The 16,329-nt window shown below is 45.2% G+C and carries 12 protein-coding genes and 1 tRNA gene; 7 read left to right on the forward strand and 6 right to left on the reverse strand.

The window, feature by feature from the left end:
* Positions 1-46: 46 nt before the first annotated feature.
* On the forward strand, positions 47-664 hold the full coding sequence (locus L3C95_RS03430) for a Crp/Fnr family transcriptional regulator (protein WP_236385223.1): 618 nt from the start codon (positions 47-49) through the stop codon (positions 662-664).
* A 746-nt stretch (positions 665-1,410) separates the two neighbouring features.
* Here L3C95_RS03430 and L3C95_RS03435 read toward each other — a convergent pair.
* The 3 genes from L3C95_RS03435 to recQ form a co-directional block, all read right to left on the reverse strand.
* Positions 1,411-1,483 (reverse strand) — tRNA-Phe (locus tag L3C95_RS03435).
* Positions 1,484-1,553: 70 nt separating this feature from the next.
* Entirely contained in the window at positions 1,554-2,324 is a 771-nt protein-coding gene (locus L3C95_RS03440; protein ID WP_236385226.1) for a DUF3050 domain-containing protein, read from the reverse strand.
* 20 nt (positions 2,325-2,344) lie between these two features.
* Positions 2,345-4,546 carry a DNA helicase RecQ gene (recQ, locus tag L3C95_RS03445; protein WP_236385228.1) on the reverse strand — a complete coding sequence of 734 codons (2,202 nt, stop codon included), beginning with the start codon at positions 4,544-4,546 and terminating at the stop codon, positions 2,345-2,347.
* Between the two features lie 304 nt (positions 4,547-4,850).
* On the opposite strand from recQ, the gene L3C95_RS03450 reads away from it, so the two are divergent.
* From L3C95_RS03450 to L3C95_RS03460, 3 genes are all read left to right on the forward strand, one after another.
* Entirely contained in the window at positions 4,851-5,825 is a 975-nt protein-coding gene (locus tag L3C95_RS03450) for an SIS domain-containing protein (protein WP_236385230.1), read from the forward strand.
* A 1-nt stretch (position 5,826) separates the two neighbouring features.
* The gene (locus L3C95_RS03455) at positions 5,827-6,918 is read left to right on the forward strand and encodes a mannose-1-phosphate guanylyltransferase (RefSeq protein ID WP_236385232.1); all 1,092 of its coding nucleotides are present in this window, start codon (positions 5,827-5,829) and stop codon (positions 6,916-6,918) included.
* A gap of 85 nt (positions 6,919-7,003) precedes the next feature.
* A complete protein-coding gene (locus L3C95_RS03460) occupies positions 7,004-8,137 on the forward strand; it encodes a methionine aminotransferase (protein ID WP_236385234.1) in 1,134 nt (377 codons plus the stop codon).
* A 91-nt stretch (positions 8,138-8,228) separates the two neighbouring features.
* Here the strand turns inward: L3C95_RS03460 and L3C95_RS03465 are convergent, their stop codons facing one another.
* The 3 genes from L3C95_RS03465 to L3C95_RS03475 form a co-directional block, all read right to left on the reverse strand.
* Entirely contained in the window at positions 8,229-8,909 is a 681-nt protein-coding gene (locus L3C95_RS03465) for a carbonic anhydrase family protein (RefSeq protein ID WP_236385239.1), read from the reverse strand.
* A 54-nt stretch (positions 8,910-8,963) separates the two neighbouring features.
* Positions 8,964-10,610, reverse strand: coding sequence for a SulP family inorganic anion transporter (locus tag L3C95_RS03470; protein ID WP_236385240.1), 1,647 nt, complete (start codon positions 10,608-10,610; stop codon positions 8,964-8,966).
* Between the two features lie 211 nt (positions 10,611-10,821).
* Positions 10,822-11,115, reverse strand: coding sequence for a hypothetical protein (locus L3C95_RS03475; protein ID WP_236385241.1), 294 nt, complete (start codon positions 11,113-11,115; stop codon positions 10,822-10,824).
* Positions 11,116-11,827: 712 nt separating this feature from the next.
* Here L3C95_RS03475 and L3C95_RS03480 point away from each other — a divergent pair.
* From L3C95_RS03480 to feoB, 3 genes are all read left to right on the forward strand, one after another.
* Positions 11,828-12,166 (forward strand): PadR family transcriptional regulator, encoded by a 339-nt coding sequence (locus tag L3C95_RS03480; RefSeq protein ID WP_236385242.1) that lies wholly within the window; start codon positions 11,828-11,830, stop codon positions 12,164-12,166.
* Between the two features lie 25 nt (positions 12,167-12,191).
* Complete coding sequence (locus L3C95_RS03485) at positions 12,192-13,979, forward strand: PspC domain-containing protein (RefSeq protein WP_236385244.1); 1,788 nt, start codon at positions 12,192-12,194, stop codon at positions 13,977-13,979.
* A 180-nt stretch (positions 13,980-14,159) separates the two neighbouring features.
* Complete coding sequence (gene feoB / locus L3C95_RS03490; protein ID WP_236385246.1) at positions 14,160-16,295, forward strand: ferrous iron transport protein B; 2,136 nt, start codon at positions 14,160-14,162, stop codon at positions 16,293-16,295.
* Positions 16,296-16,329 lie beyond the last annotated feature (34 nt).

Raw genomic sequence — 16,329 nt, forward strand, 5'->3', positions numbered from 1 at the left:
TCAAATGTATTAACTTTAAAGTATGTGAACACTATATGAAAACTCCATGAACGCCAGAAAGCAACCCGCAAAAGAAGACCTGCAACCATTGTGGCAAATGTTAAATTCATTTCAGCCTGTTGGTAAGGGCATTGAACAACATTTAGTGAAAAGTATTTATTGCTGCACTATTCCAAAAGGAAAATACCTGTTGAGGAGTGGAGAAGTATGTCATAATCTTTATTTTATCAGGAAAGGGTTGTTAAGAGGGTTTATTAAAGAAGGAAATAAAGAAATCACCACATGGTTTGCCATGGAAAATGAGATCGTAGCAGGCATCCGTAGTTTTTTGCTGCAGGTGGAGACGGTGGAAAATATACAGGCAGTAGAAGAAAGTGAGTTGCTGGCTATTAATTTTTCTGATCTGAATAAAATCTACGAGAAGTATCCTTCATTTAATATTACTGGCCGGAGAATAACAGAGTTCCACTACATCTTAGCTGAGAACCGGGCATATATTACGCGGCTGCATGATGCTGAGAAGAAATATGCGCTTTTCCAGGAATTTTATCCCCAGCTTGCCAATCGGGTACAGCTTACCTATGTCGCCTCTTTTCTAGGTATAACTAATGAAACATTAAGCAGAGTGAGGGCCAAAACGTCTGCCCGGAAGAGGGCAACGTAAAAATAAAATTTGATATATATCAAAAAAGTGCTCCTGTTAAACCGCATAATTGATCAGAGAAAAACGCTTCAGGCTACGCTGTGTCTGCCTTCCGGAATTTTTGATTTTAAAAAGTGTCTTTAAGACAGCTTTCGCCAGGTGTCGGGGTTTCACTAAATCTTTCTAATTTTCCATCACAATGTGAGTGAAACATTGTCATGAAGAGAAAAGTGAACAAGTAAAGCGCGAGATGACCGTACCTGCTTTTTAAGAGAGTTTATTTCTAAGAGAACAAGTAAATGCAAACATGACTGTAGCATTATTTCAAGCCAATTTACTTTTATAGATAGATGTAATTGTCCCAATACCTATACCTATGAATGCCAGTGAAAAGTGGCCAGTATTTTCATGCCGGTTTACTATTAGCACAACCAGTTAACCATTTAACCACTACTCATGGGGAACACGGGGTGCCGGAGAATGTCTTCTTCTTCGGTCCCTGTTCCCTGCTGAGTGAAGGATAGCATCAAAGGTTCTGACTATTCCAATTTTATTCAGAGAGAAAGGTCCTCCTGTATAATATCATATACACGGAGAGAATCAAACATTTTATCAGAAGAATTTCTGGGCGAGGGTCGCATCGATCAGCCACGCCTAAGGCGTGCTGCGTACTTGTAGGCGCGGTGCAACCGGAGGACGGATGACCGAATACTAAACGGAAGCCGTTTTACATAAAAAAGCCTCCGATAATTATCAGAGGCTTTGTGTGGTGTGAGGCGGGATCGAACCGCCGACACAAGGATTTTCAGTCCTTTGCTCTACCAACTGAGCTACCGCACCATCTTTTTTTTGTGTCCCTCTCGTGAAGGGATTGCAAAGATAAGCAAATTAAAAAGTAACTTCCAAATTTTTATGCAACAAAACTTTTAATTTCTTCCAGAATTCCATTCCACAGCGCGTTTCGTTGTTCCAAAGCCATCTTCGATGCCTGTGCTGCCTGCTCCCATTTTACCGGATCATTTCCACAAAGTTCCTGTACCATTTCCATGCCTAAATGACTATGATGATCTCCGTCTACTTCAATATGTCTTTCGAGATAATATTTGAAGAGACTGATCTGTCCCGGAAATTGTTTGTCCAGGTCTGTTACCAGGGCCAGGAACATATCAGGGATAAGATCTTCACGACCAAAGGTAAATACAGCGGCCTGCACATGTACAGGGGCTGTCGCGATCAGGTCGAATGTATATCTCACAAAAGAACGCACTGCGGGAGGCAGGGTGTCTGACACCGAGGCAATTGATTTACCGCTCTGTAATTGCCGCAGGCATTCGGAAATGCCGGAAGTATCCGCACCCGCCTGCTCCATTGCCTGCAGGTACAGTTCGAAATGACTGACACGGGTGCCATCAGGAGCTACATCACTCTCTTCGCCGGTTACGATCTCATTAATGAGATAACGGGTGGCGGCATTGCCTTTAGGTACCCATGGAATATCTGTACAGGTAAGATGTCGTTGTAAAGATTTCAGCAATGACATAAAATCCCATACGGCGAATACGTGATACTGCATAAAAGAACGGATATCTTCAATGCGTTGTATTTCGGTATACAGTGGATGTTGTACGATAGATTCCCTGATAGGAGCGATGGTTCCTTTAATGTGTGGTATGCCAGTCATGTACGGTTAAGATTCAGCTATTAGTTTCCATATTCCACCAGGAACTTGATACGCATGAGTTTCAGCTGTTCGATGGTGTAATCACTTTCTATCAGCTCTTCTCGTGCCAGTGCCAGACTGGAGGTTTCGCAACCCTTGAAATATTCCATGATCTCATCCTGGGCATAGTCGTCCAGTTCTTCGTCCAGGCAATAATCGAGGTTCAATTTAGTACCGCTTGCTACAATGGTTTCCATTTCATCCAGCAATTGCGGAATGGTCAATTCCTTGTTGCGGGCAATGGTCTCAAGCGGCATTTTCTTATCAATGTTCTGTATGATAAACACCTTCAGACCGCTCTTATTCACCACGCTCTTCATCACAAAGTCATCGGGCTTCACGATATCATTCTCCTCCACATATTTGGAGATAACATCCACGAATTGCTTACCATAGCGGATTGCTTTACCCTTACTTACTCCCTGGATCTTTTCGAGTTCCTGGATAGTGGTGGGGTATTGGGTCGCCATATCTTCCAGCGATGTTTCCAGGAAGATGACGAAAGGAGGCAGGTTCTTTTCTTTCGCTACCTTTTTACGCAATTCCTTCAGCATTTCAAACAGCACAGTATCTGCAGATGCCTGGCCTTCGGTAGCCACATCATCATCCTCCCCGCCTTCTTCTTCAAACTGGTGGTTTAAAGACACCATGATAGAATATGGCTCCTTCAGGAATTTGCGTCCTTTTTCCGTGATCTTCAGCAGACCGTATTCTTCAATATCCTTTTCGATCAGGTCTTCCAGCATCATCTGGCGGATGAGGGAATTCCAGAAGTGCGCATCAAATTCTTTTCCCTCGCCAAATACTTCCAGTTGATTATGCTGATAAGTAGTGATCTGCGGATTTACCTTACCGGTGATGATATTCACAACATATTCACTGCCAAAACGCTCTTGTAATGCTTTAATGGCATTAAGAACGATCACTACCCGGTTCTTAACCTCTATCTTTTCTTTCGGATTCCGGCAGTTGTCGCAGGCGTTATTACACTGAGACTCCTCATATTTTTCCCCAAAGTAGTGGAGGATCACCTTTCTGCGACAGGCAGAACTCTCTGCATAGGCGACAGTTTCATTAATAAGCTGTGCACCCATTTCCCTCTCACTCAATGGTTTATCGCGCATGAGGTGCTCCAGTTTCTGTACGTCTTTATAGGAGTAAAAGCAGATACAGATACCTTCCAGTCCATCACGACCGGCACGCCCCGTTTCCTGGTAATAGTTTTCCAGGCTCTTGGGAATGTTATAGTGAATAACAAAACGGACGTCAGGCTTATCGATACCCATACCAAAGGCGATGGTAGCCACGATCACATCCACGTCTTCATGCAGGAACATATCCTGGCGCTGGGCGCGGGTGCCTGCATCCAGGCCGGCATGGTAGGCAACAGCTTTAATATTGTTGGCCACCAGCATGTCTGCCAGTTCTTCAGTGGTTTTACGATTAAGCGTATATATAATACCGCTTTTACCTTTATGTTGGTGGATAAACTTGACAATCTCCCGGATGGTCTGGTCCTTCTTGCGCTTAGGACGGATCTCATAGTAGAGGTTCGGCCTGTTAAAAGAAGAAAGGAACACCTGTGGATCACGGAGGCCAAGGTTCTTCACAATATCACTCTGTACTTTCGGCGTAGCAGTAGCCGTGAGCGCGATAATAGGAAGGTTACCATTGATCTGTTCTATCATCTCTTTCAGACGGCGGTATTCCGGACGGAAGTCGTGCCCCCATTCAGAGATACAATGCGCCTCATCCACGGCGATAAAAGAGATCTCCAGTTCCCGGAAGAAATCCAGGTTTTCCTGCTTGGTCAGCGTTTCCGGTGCTACATAGAGCATTTTGGTCTTGCCGGCAAGCAGATCAGTCCTTACTTTTTTTATCTGTGCTTTTGACAGGGTAGAATTGAGAAAGTGCGCCACATTATCTTTACTGCTGTATGAGCGGACCAGGTCAACCTGGTTTTTCATTAAAGCAATAAGAGGGGATACTATCAGCGCGCAGCCCGGACTCATGAGAGCCGGTAATTGATAACATAAAGACTTTCCTCCGCCGGTTGGCATTATTACAAAAGTATCTTTACCGGCAAGGATGCTCTTGATGATGATTTCCTGGTTCCCTTTGAAGGAATCAAACCCAAAGTGTTCCCGTAATGCATCGATCAAACTTACCTTTACAACAGCCATTGCATTCAAATTTAAAACAAATAAACTCTAAAGAAAGTAACAAATTATGGATATTGTTTATGTGTTTTTTAGGGGACACGAAGTTAACTAAAAATGCGCTGACCGGCAATTATTTTATGTGGTTTAAGCTGTTATGGCTCATCCAAATGCACGTTCAGACTACATTTACCGGGTTCATCAACGCGTGGTGGAGGAGAAGAAAAGGAGAGATTGGGAAAAATCTGCCCGGAAGGGTTCCTTATTATAAAATAAGACAATATCATAGGCTTAATCTGCTGAATCCTAGTTAACTTTGTGGCTGCCCATGAAAAATAGAACGGTTATTAATATTGCGGAAGTGGCGAACCGGACACTGAGCCTCGAGGCTGCAGCGGTCTCAGACCTCAGGCAATACATCAATAGTGACTTTGAACAGGCGGTAGAATTGATTGCACGCTGTGCAGGACGATTAGTTGTATCCGGTATAGGCAAAAGCGCAATTATCGGTCAGAAGATTGTAGCAACATTGAATTCCACTGGCACTCCTGCAATTTTTATGCATGCTGCGGATGCTATCCACGGGGATCTGGGGATGATCCAGGAGGATGATATTATCTTATGTATTTCGAAGAGCGGAAATTCACCCGAAATAAAAGTATTGGTCCCATTAGTGAAAAGCTTTGGGAATAAGCTCATTGGCATGGTGGGCAATATGGACTCTTTCCTGGCCAGGGAATCAGATCTGGTATTAAATACCACCGTTAGCCAGGAAGCCTGCCCTAACAACCTGGCACCGACAACCAGCACTACTGCCCAACTGGCAATGGGAGACGCGCTGGCTGTTTGCCTGATAGAATGGCATGGATTTACAGCGGCAGACTTTGCCAAGTTTCATCCGGGAGGCACACTGGGTAAAAAATTATATCTCAAGGTGGGAGATCTGAGCCGCCTGCATAAAGCTCCGCAGGTACAAAGGACCAGTTCCTTAAAAGAGATCATTGTAACGATCTCTTCCGGCATGCTGGGAGTAACAGCAGTACTTGAGTCAGATGAACAGCTGGCCGGAATCATCACTGATGGAGACCTTCGCCGTATGCTCGAAAAGGGAATACCGGCTGAAAGCGTTATCGCAGAAAATATCATGTCAACTCATCCCAAAACGATCCAGGAAGATGAACTGGCTATCAATGCGCTGGAAAAGATGAGGGAACATGATATCACACAACTATTGGTTTTGAGAGATAAACGATATATAGGCATCATTCATTTACATGATTTAATCAGGGAAGGTATAATATAAGATGACAGCTGTGAACAGGCATTTTTACGTGGCCATAATGGCCGGGGGGATAGGTAGTCGTTTCTGGCCCTATAGCCGCACTGATCACCCCAAACAGTTCCTGGATATTCTGAATACCGGGAAAACCTTGTTACAATGGACCTTCGAAAGGTTCGCACAATTTATTCCACATGAAAACATTTTCATAGTCACACATCATCACTATGTATCAAAGGTGAAGGAACAGCTTCCGGAGCTGCTGACCGAAAACATCGTCAGTGAACCCTCCAGGAAAAATACTGCTCCCTGCATCGCTTATATTTCCCATAAAATAAACAAGCAGGATCCCAAAGCAAATATCATCTGCGCACCTGCAGATCATCTGATCATGGATCCTATTGCCTTCGCCAGTACCTGCCTTAATGCATTGATGTTCGTACAGAAACACAGTGCCCTGGTAACGCTTGGCATCAAGCCGACCCGCCCCGATACCGGGTATGGCTATATCCAGTTTGAAACACAACAGGTGGCGGATAATGTTTATCCCGTAAAGACATTCACCGAAAAGCCTAACCTGGAACTGGCCAGGACATTCCTGCAAAGCGGAGACTTCCTTTGGAATGCCGGTATCTTTGTCTGGAACGTAAAGACAATACTGACCGCCTTCAATAAATATCTTCCCGAAATAGACGAGCTGTTCCTGCAGAGCGCTGGTAAGTTGAATACAGCGGAAGAAAAGAAAGTGATAGAGAATATCTATCCACAGTGTACGAACATTTCCATTGATTATGCCATCATGGAAAAGGCGGACAATGTATATGTGATACCGTCCAACTTCGGATGGAGCGATCTGGGTACATGGGCATCAGCCTATGAAAACCTCGAGAGAGATGAAGATGGTAATGCCGTACAGGGCAAGAATGTAATGCTGGTGGATGCTACCAACTGTATGGTGAAAGCGCCACAGGAAAAACTGCTGGTCATACAGGGCCTTGATGAATTCATCGTGGTCGACACTTCTGATGTGTTGCTGATCTGTAAAAAAGAGAACGAACAACAGATCAAAGAGTATGTAGCCGAAGTAAAAAGAAACAAAGGAGAAAAGTTCCTGTAAATAATAATTGCAAGGATCGGATGATCAATTACGGATTACATGTTTTAATTTCAGACATTGATTCGCAATTGATCATCCCTTTTTTATGTCAAAACTTCCTAACGTAGGCACCACCATATTCTCTGTTATGTCTTCGCTCGCTGCGCAACACAAGGCCATTAACCTTTCGCAGGGGTTTCCTGATTTTGATTGTGACGACCTGTTGAAAAAGCTGGTAAGTGAAGCCATGGATGACGGGTATAATCAATACGCTCCTATGCCGGGCATTATACCACTGAGGGAGGTGATTGCGCAGAAGATCCATAGCCTGTACGGACAACAGGTAAATCCGGATACAGAGATCACCATCACACCAGGCGGCACATATGCGATCTTTACTGCCATTGCTACGTGTATTGCTCCCGGTGATGAGGTCATTATCTTTGAACCCGCTTACGATAGTTATATCCCCAATGTACGGGTGAACGGAGGGGTACCGGTACTGATTCCCCTGTCTTATCCTGATTATAGTATTGACTGGAATCTGGTGCGTAGCAAGATCACACCACGTACCAGGATGATCATGATCAATACCCCGCACAATCCTACCGCCAGTATCATCAGTCACCAGGATCTGGAAGAGCTGCAAAAGATTGTGACAGAACATAAGCTGCTGGTTCTGTCAGATGAGGTGTATGAACACCTGACCTATGATGGGGAAGCGCACCTCAGTATACTTCGTTACCCGGAATTGCTGCGGAACAGTTTCGTAACCTTCTCTTTTGGAAAAGTGTTTCATAATACCGGTTGGAAAATGGGCTATTGTGTGGCGCCTGCAAATCTGATGTCAGAATACAGGAAAGTACATCAGTACCTGTGTTTCTCCGTAAATACGCCTATGCAGTACGGACTTTCCCGCTATCTCCAGACGCCGGAACACTATCTTTCCCTGCCCGGCTTTTACCAGCAAAAACGGGATTACTTTCTGGAGCTGATGAAAGATACACGGTTTACTCCCCTTCACTCAAAGGGAAGTTATTTCCAGCTGATGCGCTATGACCGTATTTCAAATGAGGGAGATAAGGATTTTGCCACCCGTATCACTAAAGAATTTGGGGTAGCCAGTATTCCTGTATCAGCATTTTACGAAAACGGAAAGGACGATCATGTGGTACGTTTCTGCTTTGCTAAGAAGAAAGAAACGTTGGAGCAGGCAGCAGAAAGGCTCAGAAAGATATAAACATAACAGAAAGAAAAAAGCCACTCTTGAAGAAGAGCGGCTTTTCCTTTGTATATGACTACAAGCATGGCTTGTCAACAGTTGTAGGTCCTTAGGCAATTACTGCTTCAGGAGCCTCTTTGAACGTCTCACGACCTATCACCAGGGTGTCTTCATGGAAGGTTACCACACCTGTTTCCACATTATACACAGCGCCGATAATGCCAATCTCGCCATTCAGGATCATGTCGCGCAGAATATGGCTCTGCTCCATAATAGCCTGTACGGAACGCTTTGTATGAATGTCTGTTACTGCGTCTACAAATGCAGGATTTGAGGACGTTCTGTTTTCTTTGATCGTCTTTTCAGCATATACTGCCGGGGTGATCTTGCCCAGTAATCCGGTCAGGTTACCCATTTCCACTTTATCGCAGGCGCCTTTGATAGCACCACATTTTGTATGACCGAGTACAACAATAAATTTTGAACCAGCTACTTTACAAGCATATTCGAGACTACCCAATACGTTCTCAGAAATCACTGCGCCAGCCAGACGGATGCTGAAGATGTCTCCCAGTCCCTGGTCAAAAATGAGCTCAGCAGACGTGCGGGAGTCCATACAGCTTACAATAGCAGCCATTGGCCACTGGCCGTCACGGGTCTCATTTACCTGCTCCAGCAGGTTGCGGTGCAGCCGCAGGTTGTCCACAAAGCGTTCATTACCTTTTCTGAGAAGTTCGTAAGCCTGAGCGGGAGTGATATTTGCCTGAGATGCTTTATTTAATGTTTTCATTTTTGTCAACTTTTGCTTTTTTTAATAATTAATCCTTTCCTTGTCGGAACTGCTTTAGTTCAGCTGCAGTTCTTTCAACAATTGTTCATGATTACCGGTAATGGTATGAACATGGCCACTGGCAATCTTTTGCTGATGCTCAGGAGAGATGTTTTCGGTATTCGGGAGCCTGTATTCGTCCCTGAATCCGGTCAGGATCACAGTAATGTTCTTTTGAACAGCCTTTACGTCTTTAAACTCGCGGATCGTTTCCAATACGTCAAAGTCTATATAAGTAGTTTTGCTCGCGTCTATCACTACTGTTGAGTTTTCCGGCATATGATCCAGCGTCAGCAGGATGCTTGCCTTGTTCAGGAAAGACACTTCCTGCGCCAGTTCCAGGATGATACTGTCACCAGTCCTGTATTTTTCCTTACGGAAGAAGTAAGAACTGCGGATATTACCACGTAAGATAGCGATCACGCTTACCGCCATACCAAGGGCTATACCGATCAACAGGTCGGTAAATACGATGGCAATTACTGTTACCAGGAATGGTACCCACTGGTACTTACCATTCTTAAACATCTCTTTGAAAATGGAGATCTTACACAACTTGTAACCAGTTACAAGCAATACCGCTGCCAGTGTGGCCAGTGGGATCTTATTTAGTAAGGATGGTATCAGTGCAGTACAAACCAGCAGTAAGGAACCATGTGCAATGGTAGAAAGTCTGGTACGGGCACCAGAGTTGATATTTGCAGAGGAACGCACAATCACGGAGGTGACAGGCAAACCACCCAGCATACCACTTATGATGTTACCAATACCCTGCGCCTTCAGCTCCCTGTTAGGGGAAGAATACCTCTTCAACGGGTCCAGTTTATCAGTCGCCTCCAGGTTCAGCAGCGTTTCTATGGAAGCCACAATAGCGATAGTGGCTCCAACGATCCATACGTCTTTATTGGTAATGGCGCTGAAGTCAGGCAGGCTGAACTGGCCGATAAAGGAACTGAAGTCTTTCGCCACTGGCAGACTTACCAGGTGGCTGGGAGCAACTGCCAGTACACTGCCGGTTGCAATAAACAGGGCATTCATACCCACACCAACCAGTACAGCTACCAGCGGTGCAGGGATTGCTCCCAGTTTCGGGATCTTATTCCAATAGAGGATGATTCCTATTGAAACCAGGGTAATTAATGTTGCCCCAAGGTGAATATGATTCAGTGTGGAGAGTAAAGCGGTAAAGCTGTTATCTCCATCTATCTGGATAAATGCGAAATCTCCTTCGGAATCGGCGTCATATCCGAATGCATGCGGCAGCTGTTTTAGTATAATGATAATACCGATAGCGGTCAGCATTCCCTTGATAACGTTGGAAGGGAAATAATTAGCAACAATACCCGCCTTTACAAGGCCAAGCGCCAGCTGCATGATACCTCCTATAACAACGGCCAGCAGGAAGATGTCAAATACGCCAAACTTGGTGATGGCGGTAAGTACTACGGCAGTAAGACCGGCGGCAGGACCACTTACACTCAGTTGAGAACCACTCAATGAGCCGACGACGATGCCACCCACTATACCAGCAATCATTCCGGCGAATAAAGGAGCTCCAGATGCCAGGGCAATACCCAGGCAAAGAGGTACCGCTATCAGAAATACAACAAGACCAGCAGAGAGATCACCTTTCAGGTTGGAAAATAAAGATTGCCTGCTCATAGTCAGAAGGATTTAAAAACGCAATGCGTTAAAACAGGGAATAAACATGCCTTTACTACATGGCATAGTTACATTACTCCTGTTAAGTGAATAAAATATTGATGATAGTAAATACAGCGCAGTACATGCGCGGAAAAGCGGAGAATTGTACCAGCGTACATGCCGGGATTGCCCGTATAGGCAATGCGACAGATGCTAAAGTACAATACTGTTAACAATTGGGTGGAGGACAGTGTATTTCCCGGGTAGGCCCCTGAGGAATTTCCGCAAAGAAGTTATAATGAAGACTTTTTACCAGTAATGAAGGAGCAAACTGAATGTTGTTATCGTCTTTCAGGAATTTTAACTCCTTACTCAACTTTACCAGATCGCAACAGCAACCACCATCTTCTACCGGATGCTCCTCTACGATCTGATTATTGAACAATATCTTCCCCACCTCCTTGATTGGAAGGAGTTGTGTGCACATCAGTGCCAGGAGAAATATGCCAATGACTCTTTTCATCGTTCCGTACAAAAATAGGTAAGCCAATGTCGACTTTGTAAATATACCATTTAAAAAAATGTTAAATCCCCTTTTATGATGAATGGTTGCAACCTGTACCCTTGGACGTTAGTGAAAGACGTTGAGCAACAGCCCCTTCTGCCACCACTGTCAAATCCCCTTTTGCACCCTTTATTAACGTAAGCCCGTACTGGTTCCGCTTTGATTCCTATATCTCCATATCCTTATACCGTCATCTGGATATCACTTCACCGTCATATATATATCCCTTGGATATACAGATGTCGGTGAAGTGATATAGAAATGTTGATAAAGCGATATGAAAATGATGGTAAAGTGATGGTGAAGAAGCGGGAAAGAATCCTACCATTAAGCATATTAAGCAGTACCCTTTCGCAGATCGCTTGACAACAGAGGCTTTGGCGAGGCGGGTTTTGAATGTCGCCGGGAATGCACCTGATAGACGTTCATACCGGGCTAATGCCATTCATCACAAAAGTCGAAAACTTAAAACCGGGGCGGAATCGGATTGAAATGCCGTGCCATGGCTGATATAGGAGCCAAAGACCGGTAATATCTTAAGCAAGTTATTTTGTTTAATATGGTATTGTGTATTGCATAGTAGTATAAAACACGTATCTTTACATCGTAATCATCAAAAACCACCATTAGAAATGTATAGGTATCATTTTATTCATAAAGCTCACTTGCCATGAATATAGATAACACACAGTCACAGATGAGAAAAGGGGTGCTGGAATTCTGCATTCTCTCAGTCATCAAGCAAGGAGAAGCTTATCCTTCAGACATTATAGAAAAAATGAAAGAAGCAAAGCTGGACATCCTGGAGGGCACCCTTTACCCGCTACTCACACGACTTAAAAACGCGGAATTACTTTCCTACCGATGGGTTGAAAGCAGCTCGGGGCCGCCGAGAAAGTATTTTTCCATGACCGAAAAGGGAGAATTATTCTACAAGGAACTGGAAGCAACCTGGAACGAGCTGGCAAATGCGGTCACGCAGCTCACTACAACAAATACCATCCAATAACCAAAACCTAAAATAGAGACTCGAAATGAAAAAGATTATTAACATAAACCTGGCAGGCCGCCTTATCGCTATAGAAGATAGCGCATATGAGATATTGCGGCAATACCTGGATAGTCTTGCGCGGTATTTTGCCCGAGAAGAAGGAGGGGATGAGATTGTGAGTGATATCGAAAGCCGCATAGCGGAACTGTTCCTGAACAAGCTGAAAACGACCCATTGTATCACGGATGAGGACGTACACTCTGTAAAAGCCGCCATGGGAACTCCCGAACAGTTTGAAGAAGCAGGAGAAACCAGTCAGCAACAACAGCCGGGTAACGATCCGGTATACGATAGTGTCCGCCCCCGCAAAAGATTATATCGCGACCCAGACAGTAAAGTACTGGGCGGCGTGTGCGGTGGTTTAGGCGCCTACCTGAATGTAGATCCGGTGGTATTCCGTATCATATTTGCCCTCCTGGCTATTGGCGGCTTTGGATCCGGCATCCTGGTATATTTCATTCTTTGGGTAGTAACCCCTGAAGCCAACACTGCAGCTGAAAAGCTGCAGATGAGGGGGGAGAAGGTCGATGTAAATAATATCAGAGCTACCGTACAAGACGAGCTCAACGCGGCAAAAGGTCATCTGAAGAACTTCGGAAATGACATGAGAAATTTTTCCCAGGGCCGCGGAAGACAATTTGGAAGTGATATAGAAAGGATTTTCCGCAACCTTTTTGAAGGCTTGGGAAGAGTCCTGCTGTTACTGACCAAAGGATTCTTCTATTTTCTGGCGGTAGTGATCCTGTTTGCACTGATAGCTGCAGGGGTTGCCATTGCCATATCTTCTGCGGCCCTCTTCCCACTTAAGAACCTGGTACTGGCTGGTCCCTTACAGAACCTGCTGCTATGGCTATCTATCTTATTCCTGATCGGTATTCCTATCGTGGCGCTGATCATATTCTTTGTCCGTAAGGCAACCGGCATAAAAGAAGCCAACCGCTACGTCGGATATACCCTTAGCCTGCTTTGGTTCGCCGGCCTGATTTCTGCCATCGTATTGATCGTTTCTGTAATAAAAGACTTCCGTACCGGTAATGCTCCTCTAAAAGAAAAATTTGCACTCGTGCAACCTTCTGGTGGAAAGTTAGTCATTAAACAGGCAGACGATTATACCGGCATCGACGAGATAGAATTTTTCGATGATATTTTACGCGTAGCCGAAGACACAGTTATCATCAATACAGCCCGGATCAAACTTGAAAAGAGCGATACAGACAGTTTTGAAGTGTATGTTGAACGCTACTCCAGGGGAAGAAGGGTATCACAGGCGAGAGAACTGGCCAGGGAAATACAATACCAGCTCGTTCAGAAGGATTCCATTCTGTATGTACCCAGTGGAATATCCATCCCTACCGATTCAAAATTCAGAGGACAACATGTGAGGGTTATCGTGAAAGTGCCAGCCAATAAACATGTGGTAATGGATAAAAGCCTGAACTTCCATAATAATCACTGGAACTATGACGATGATTATGAATGGGATGAATGGGGTCATTACCGCGAAAGGGGCCAGGTGGAAATCAAAATGAATGATAATGGTTTCCCTGAAGATCTTAACCAGGAGCGTCCGAGCACCCCTGACAGTAACAGCACACCTGAAAACAGGGCGGATTCCCTGGAAAGGAATTATCGCTACAAGGGTGGAAAACAGGAAAATAAAACACCTGTAGACAATAGCGGTTCAGACAAAACCCCGGCTGCAGAACACAGCCAGATAGCCCTGGACGGCATGAGCGTGATCGCCTACAGCTTTTATAAACTAATTAAGTGATGGGATTGTGAATTTTGAGAAAACTTTGTCATCACAATAAGTTCAATAGTTAAAGAAACATTACCACGGTTTTTACCGTGGTTTTTTTATGTCTCATCTTTTTCCCGATTCGATACCGGCCCTGCCGTATTAATTCATAGTTTTGCTTTTTTAATCGTTTTATCAGGACAAGGCTAAGGAATGCAGGCAACAAAAAAAGCAACGATCAACATTGCGCTGGTAGGTAATCCAAATAGTGGGAAAAGTTCGCTCTTTAATGCGTTGACGGGTCTGAATCAGAAAGTTAGCAACTTTCCAGGCGTTACTGTCGATAAGAAGACGGGGGCGGCGACCATTTCAGCCCATCTGCAAGCCAATATTATAGACCTGCCCGGTACCTATAGCCTTTATCCTAAAAGCGCAGACGAGTTTGTTACCTACGACGTGCTCGTAAATCCAGCTGCCGACGAACAGCCTGACATGATCCTCATTATTGCTGACGCGGCCAACCTCAAGCGCAATCTGCTCTTCTGTTCCCAGATCATGGACCTGAAAATTCCTGTTATTATCGGCCTTACCATGATGGACATCGCCCGTAAAAAGGGTGTGGAGATCGATGAAGCCGGCCTAGAACGGGAATTAGGAGTACCGGTGGTGACCATTAACCCCCGTAAGAATAAGGGCATCCCTGAGCTGAAGAAAATGATCGACCTGCTGGCTAAAGAAAAACAAGCTGTGCAGCCCCGTGATTTTATAGACAGCCAGGCGCTGGCGCCGGAAGTTGTAACGGAAATCAGGAAGTATGTGCAGGTAAAAAGTGATTATGCTGCCCTACATGTGGCCGTGAATCATCATGAATTGCCATTCCTGAACGGCGGACAGAAACTTGCGATCACTAACATTCTCCAAACATATCATTTCAATAAGACAAAGGTACAGGCAGAAGAGATCATGCAGCGGTATGCCAGGATCAAGCATATCATGAAGAATACCGTGGTGGAAGCCGATCCTTTACAGAAGCAGTTGCAAACCGAAAAGCTGGACAACCTGCTGCTGCACCGCTTCTGGGGGTATGTGATCCTGCTGGGTATTATGTTCTTTATGTTCCAGAGCATATTCTGGCTGGCGTCTTTCCCGATGGACTGGATAGAGGCCGGTTTCGGCGCCTTAAGCGGCTGGCTGACAGAAGTACTTCCTGCCAATCAGCTGACAGACATTCTTGTGAATGGCATCGTTGCTGGTCTGGGGGGCATTGCGGTATTTATACCCCAGATCATGATCCTGTTTGCCTTTATTACAGTATTGGAAGATACGGGCTATATGGCCAGGATCAGTTTTCTGACCGACAGGCTGATGAGACAGGTGGGACTGAACGGAAAATCGGTGATGCCACTGATAAGTGGTGTGGCTTGTGCCGTACCCGCCATAATGGCCACGCGTAATATTGAAAACAGAAAGGAACGCCTGATCACCATCCTAATCACGCCCCTCATGAGTTGCTCTGCCCGTTTGCCCATTTATACGGTGATGATCGCACTGGTGATACCCAATAAACCCGTGTTGGGCATTCTGAACCTGCAGGGAGTGGTGATGATGGGGTTATATTTAATGGGATTTGTAATGGCCTTGCTCATTGCTGCGATACTGAAGCTATTCATCTCTATAAAGGAAAAAAGCTATTTCATCATGGAGCTGCCGGTGTACAGAGCGCCCCGCTGGGCCAATGTAGGCACTACGATGGTGCAGAAGGCTAAGATCTTCGTGACAGACGCCGGTAAGGTGATCATGGTGATCTCCATCATACTCTGGTTCCTGGCATCTTATGGTCCTAAAGACAAGATGCATCAGGTGACGGCCCACTACGAACAGTTGAAGACGGCCCATCCCGAACAAACGGATGCGCTGGATATGGAAATGCAATCCGAAAAACTGGCCAATTCCTATGCCGGTGTTTTAGGGCATGCCATTGAGCCGGTGATTCGTCCACTAGGATATGACTGGAAGATCGGCATAGCGCTGATCACTTCCTTTGCTGCCCGTGAAGTATTTGTAGGTACCATGGCAACCCTGTATAGCGTAGGCGAATCTCCTGAAGATGGCGATGCTACATTACGGGAAAAGATGAGCAATGCCACCTGGAGAGATGGCCGGCCGGTATATACCCTGGCCAGCGGAATCTCACTGATGTTGTTTTACGCTTTTGCCATGCAGTGCATGAGTACCCTGGCGATTGTAAAAAGGGAGACAAAATCCTGGAAGTTCCCGGCGGTTCAGTTCGTATATATGACCGCCTTGGCATACCTCTTTGGCTTCCTGGCCTTTCAGTTATTGAAATAAATCGCTGACAAGGGGCACGCAGTGAAATACCTTA

This window comes from Chitinophaga filiformis (genome assembly GCF_021646545.1).
Lineage (GTDB): Bacteria > Bacteroidota > Bacteroidia > Chitinophagales > Chitinophagaceae > Chitinophaga > Chitinophaga filiformis_A.

What these genes read in the sequence shown, in the direction of transcription:
- L3C95_RS03430 (WP_236385223.1), top strand. Translation starts at nt 47, where the DNA reads ATGAACGCCAGAAAGCAACCCGCAAAAGAAGACCTGCAACCATTGTGG.
- L3C95_RS03440 (WP_236385226.1), bottom strand. Translation starts at nt 2,324, where the DNA reads ATGACTGGCATACCACACATTAAAGGAACCATCGCTCCTATCAGGGAA.
- recQ (WP_236385228.1), bottom strand. Translation starts at nt 4,546, where the DNA reads ATGGCTGTTGTAAAGGTAAGTTTGATCGATGCATTACGGGAACACTTT.
- L3C95_RS03450 (WP_236385230.1), top strand. Translation starts at nt 4,851, where the DNA reads ATGAAAAATAGAACGGTTATTAATATTGCGGAAGTGGCGAACCGGACA.
- L3C95_RS03455 (WP_236385232.1), top strand. Translation starts at nt 5,827, where the DNA reads ATGACAGCTGTGAACAGGCATTTTTACGTGGCCATAATGGCCGGGGGG.
- L3C95_RS03460 (WP_236385234.1), top strand. Translation starts at nt 7,004, where the DNA reads ATGTCAAAACTTCCTAACGTAGGCACCACCATATTCTCTGTTATGTCT.
- L3C95_RS03465 (WP_236385239.1), bottom strand. Translation starts at nt 8,909, where the DNA reads ATGAAAACATTAAATAAAGCATCTCAGGCAAATATCACTCCCGCTCAG.
- L3C95_RS03470 (WP_236385240.1), bottom strand. Translation starts at nt 10,610, where the DNA reads ATGAGCAGGCAATCTTTATTTTCCAACCTGAAAGGTGATCTCTCTGCT.
- L3C95_RS03475 (WP_236385241.1), bottom strand. Translation starts at nt 11,115, where the DNA reads ATGAAAAGAGTCATTGGCATATTTCTCCTGGCACTGATGTGCACACAA.
- L3C95_RS03480 (WP_236385242.1), top strand. Translation starts at nt 11,828, where the DNA reads ATGAATATAGATAACACACAGTCACAGATGAGAAAAGGGGTGCTGGAA.
- L3C95_RS03485 (WP_236385244.1), top strand. Translation starts at nt 12,192, where the DNA reads ATGAAAAAGATTATTAACATAAACCTGGCAGGCCGCCTTATCGCTATA.
- feoB (WP_236385246.1), top strand. Translation starts at nt 14,160, where the DNA reads ATGCAGGCAACAAAAAAAGCAACGATCAACATTGCGCTGGTAGGTAAT.